The 4,278-nt window shown below is 63.7% G+C and carries 3 protein-coding genes and 2 pseudogenes; all 5 read right to left on the bottom strand.

All coding sequences use genetic code 11. From position 1 onward, the window contains the following. Positions 1–311: 311 nt before the first annotated feature. The gene (locus J0I79_RS34035; protein ID WP_137935209.1) at positions 312–623 is read right to left on the bottom strand and encodes a DUF736 domain-containing protein; all 312 of its coding nucleotides are present in this window, start codon (positions 621–623) and stop codon (positions 312–314) included. Positions 624–1,550: 927 nt separating this feature from the next. Continuing rightward, entirely contained in the window at positions 1,551–1,841 is a 291-nt protein-coding gene (locus J0I79_RS34030; protein ID WP_292870240.1) for a hypothetical protein, read from the bottom strand. A gap of 589 nt (positions 1,842–2,430) precedes the next feature. Then, positions 2,431–3,374: pseudogene (locus tag J0I79_RS34025) on the bottom strand (hypothetical protein). After that, positions 3,374–3,922 carry a hypothetical protein gene (locus tag J0I79_RS34020; protein WP_137935207.1) on the bottom strand — a complete coding sequence of 183 codons (549 nt, stop codon included), beginning with the start codon at positions 3,920–3,922 and terminating at the stop codon, positions 3,374–3,376. Before J0I79_RS34020 ends, J0I79_RS34025 begins: the two are co-directional and overlap by 1 nt. Next, a pseudogene (locus J0I79_RS34015) lies at positions 3,922–4,137 on the bottom strand (zincin-like metallopeptidase domain-containing protein); the annotation flags it as partial. The gene J0I79_RS34020 and the pseudogene J0I79_RS34015, both read right to left, overlap by 1 nt. Positions 4,138–4,278 lie beyond the last annotated feature (141 nt).

Below are 4,278 nucleotides of genomic sequence, written 5' to 3'. Positions count from 1 at the left end.
TCGCTGCGTCGGACTCGTGTGGTCACTCCGCGATGCGCGGGGCCCTCCTGTGGACACCGTGCAAGCTCACCGATAATGGCCTCACAAATGCACGATGATTGCAGCGGCAACGAGACAATCAGGACACTTCTTGGAAATGCATTCTAACCACGATGTCCTTGAGGCCTGCCTGCCGCCATGGCACCCTCGGACGGACTGAGCAGACTTTTCCTCTCCGAATGGCACCCGGAAAGCGGGACGCGGGCTCGATGCCCGTTTCCCGCTCATCTTAAGAGGGGAGCGCCCCGCCTTGGCAGGCGGGGCTTCCGATGTCAGGCGTCACGCTTCTGGCGGTTCCAGACCAGGTCGTAGTCGCCGTCGGCCTGGCTCGGCCACAGGGCCGCGTTGATCGGGGCGTTGAAGCTCGGGTCGTCGAGCTTGACCGAGATGTAGGGTTCGCCGTCGGTGGAGGTGGCGTTCCAGCCTGCGCCGACCTCGGCCATGCCCGCCATCACGCGGAAGTCGGGAGCGTCGCGCGAGGTGCGCTCGATCGGAACCAGGCGTGCCTTCATCGATACCGTCAGGGTGCGGACCGCGCCGCTGATGAGGTTGCCGTTGGTGGAGAAGTTGCCGATGATAGCCATTTTCGAGATCCTTTCGGGTTGCTCGGGTCGCGTCCATCGCGACCTCGATGGCTGTCGAAAGGATCGGGGACGATCGGACCGCACCCCTTGGGCCGGAACGAAGTGGAGGGCGGCCGGAGCCGGCTTTCTTGTCCAGCGAGGAATGACGGCGGCCCGGGGTCCCTGTTCGACTTGTCGAATGGGGTGGGTTCCGGCAGGGGAAGAAAGTTGGAGACGGCCGTTGCGGGAGGACGATCGAGGCGCAGCCGGTCTCCGATCAGACATGCCACATCGAGGACGTGTTGGCCGCGCCAGGGTTGACCAAACCGGAAGGGTCTCGAAAATGGCGGGCCGTCATCGTCAGGCCTTCTTCGCTCCCGCCGGCAACCTCGTCGGCGACACTGCGCTGCAGGTATATGTCCGGTGTGGCGCCGCAGACGATTGAGCCCACTGCCGACGATATCGCTCCTTCCGCGTTGGCTGTCGGAGGGTTTTCCTCGAATGCCGGTAGGACGACGACACCCTTGATGACACGGAATCCTCTTCTTCCGCAGGCATAGGGGCACCGCTTCCATGCACTCCGGTCATCTGCTACCTTGGCAGCGCCATGCCGCCGGGTTCACCTGAGCTGCCGCCGTCGAACGGATGACTGATGCTCAGCCCGCCTGCCAAGGCGGGGCGCTCCCTGGTCTTCCGGTTGCCGCGCCAATCACCATGGGCCAGCGCGACCGTTCGCGCCCATCTGGAGAAGACAGCGCGGCCGGGACTACAATAGAGGTGGCGAAGCGCCGACCCGGACAAGTCGATCGTCACCGGAATCGGCGAAGACGGCCGAAGGCTGGCTACGTGCCGGAGGCATAGAGCGCGGTCGCCGCAGGCGATGGCCAAAGACAAGATACAGAATCAGCCTCCAGGTCGACGAGCGTCCGCGTAACTCCCCATGTCGACTTACGGCGCGACCTTTGCGGCCGCACGAGACAGGATGAGCTGCCTGATGTGCGCGCGGACCTCGAGTTCGGTTCCGTAAAATCGGTCTTGCCCTTCGGGGTAGGTGATCGTCCAGGGATCATCGGCTCCCATCATGGTCGCTTCGAAGATGTCGCCATTGCCCGCGGTGACAGATATTGCACGGATTGGTCCTGCCGAAGATTCATCCCGCGTCAGTGAAAACGAAACCAACCAGCTCGGGCCATGGCTGTTTCGCAGCGCCTGCATGACGCCTGTGGTTCGCGCGTTCATCCAGTAATCGCGCAGACTGGCTTACCAGTACCGCCCATGCTCCAGGGCATAATCGCAAATGGCATCGTGCTCTGTTTGGGTGAGGGGATGCAGTTTGGTCATCGATTTTCCTTTCAGGACGAGGGACGGGAAGTACGGGTCCGGCGGCGGCCGGACCTCAATCTCGCCGACGCGCCGCGACGCGGGCTAGACGAGATCTGGAGAGATGAAGAGCATCGGAGAAATGAGCATAGCGACGGCCGGAGGCCGGGATTTCGGGAATTCTCGACGCGCCGGCGCGGGAAACAGGGCAGCCGCAGGAGCCTCAGCGTAGCGGCTCGAAGAGGAGGCGGGACCGACTGCCCCCGCGGCAGCGCTCCGTGCTCTGTTGAGGGCGGCTCCCTACCGCAGGCACCGGCTGATACCGAAGACGTTGGAATTTCATGGCAGGATTTCGATATCCTGGCACTTTCATGAAAGCCGCAGCTATCGCGAGTGGCTAAGCTTTCACTCGCTCCCGGTTCGCTGAAAGACCGGGAGTGGTCGCGGAGTGGGGCCGTTGCGTCTGGGGGCGTACCAGGAGCGGCGGCCCCGATTTTCACGGGGGTCGTCAGACACCGCACATCCCCTCGCATTCGTTCGGCCAGAGGTCGAGCTGTCCGCGATCTGACGCCGTCGAGAGATCGGCCTCGTCCAGCGGCACGCACGAGCGATGCAAAAAAACCTCACCGCGAATACCGCTGATGCCATTGCGTAGCGCCTGGTCGACCTCAATGGCGTCGGCCCACGCCGCAAAATCGTGGTCACGCATGAAGCGCCAGCGCGCGTTGTCATGAAACGGGCACCCCACGCAGGCGCTCTTTGGGGGATCAGGATAGCTGTGCCGGCGCAGCCAGGCGAGACAATCCCGTCGGCTCATGCGCTTTTCGATCAACGGAAAGCGCTTGACCTGCCAGGCTCGAAGCTGGGCTTCGCCCGGACGATCTCGTCGCAGCTGATGCCGATCCATTGCTCCACCACGGCATGGTCAGGGGAACGCTTGCGGGCGAGGCCGGCAAGCTCTCGGACCCTTCGTCGGATCGGGACGATTTTATAGTCCGTGGTGCACTGCCTGCGGATCATGCCGATCGACACGGTCTCGCGGGCTGTTGCGCGTGTGCCGATTTCGATCAGCTCTCCGTCATCGTCCTCGTCGTAGACCGGGACAGCCGCACCGACGGGCGTTACCGTCTTTGCGAAGGCCGGGATCGACGCCCAGCGTTTGCCGTCGCCGGCGCCGATCAGGTCGTCACGAATATTGCCGGCGGAGACGATATGCACGGGAAACGGCAACACGTTGCCGGACATGAGCCATTCGAGATGATCATAGACAGCCTGTGGCTCCCAGCCCGTGTCGGCGAAGATCGCACAATCGGGCATCGGACCGATCTCACCGTGGGCGGCCATCAAAGCGAGGGTCGTGGATTGCACCCCAGCGCCAAGGCTCAGCGCGCGAAGGCGAATGGCGGAGGGGTTTCCCCCCACCGGCTCGAAAACAGGCGGAGCGTTGAGCATCAGCGTCCCTCCGCGAATTCGCGGTCAAGCCAGCGGCGAAGATCCCGCCGCATGATGCCGATGGAGCCGTTGATCTCGGTGATCCTCCCATCGCCGACGATATGTCCGCGCTCGCGGAACAGATCGATGAGATGACGCATGACATCGAGATAAAGATGGCCGCCGACGAGGGCGATATCCGAGAAGGGAATGCGCCCATAGCCCGTCAGCGTCGCGATGTGCATTCCGGGATGCTCGCCGGAGGCGATGACGCGGCGCTGGGTCTTCTGCTTCGGCCACCGCGTTCCGAGATCGCCCGCCTTAATCTCGGCCGCGATCGCCGGGGTCATGCGCGCGTCGTAGATTTCGATCGGCGTGGATGCGGCACGGAACCCCAAGCGCGCGGAAAGAAAGGCGACCTTCGCCTTCTCTCCACGCGGGTCCACCGATCGCAGCGTCTGCCATAGGGGGCCGTCATAGCGTTCGATGGCCGGCATATAGGCCGGGCCGTCGCGCTTCGTCGCCGAGCAGGCGAGGATCAGAAGGCGGTTTGCGGGGAGGGGAGCCATTATGCTGCCTCCCGCTCTTCGGCCGCGGCCGGCTGCAGGCTGTGAAGGTAGGCGACGGCGCGCTGAGCGTGCGCGGCGGCAGCGAAGATCGCCCGCTTGTCGTCGGAGAGCACCTGCAGCCACGACTGAAGGTAGGATGCGTGATCCGGGCGCGGCTCCAGTTCGGGCACGATGCCGAGATCGGCGCAGAGGAAGCAACTGCCGAGTTCGGCGATTTATCTGAACAGTCAACCTGTCTCAGGCGGATTTTGCGGCGGCATTTGCCTGAAAACACACGCGCTTCCGCTCGACCTCGACGCATGAGACAGATTCGAGGGCCTAGAGACCCTCGAGCCTGCTCAACCGGCGCAGCAGGA

The sequence above is a fragment of the Mesorhizobium sp. genome (genome assembly GCF_017306585.1).
Taxonomy (GTDB): Bacteria; Pseudomonadota; Alphaproteobacteria; order Rhizobiales; family Rhizobiaceae; genus Mesorhizobium.
This window is presented reverse-complemented; position numbering and strand designations above follow the sequence as displayed.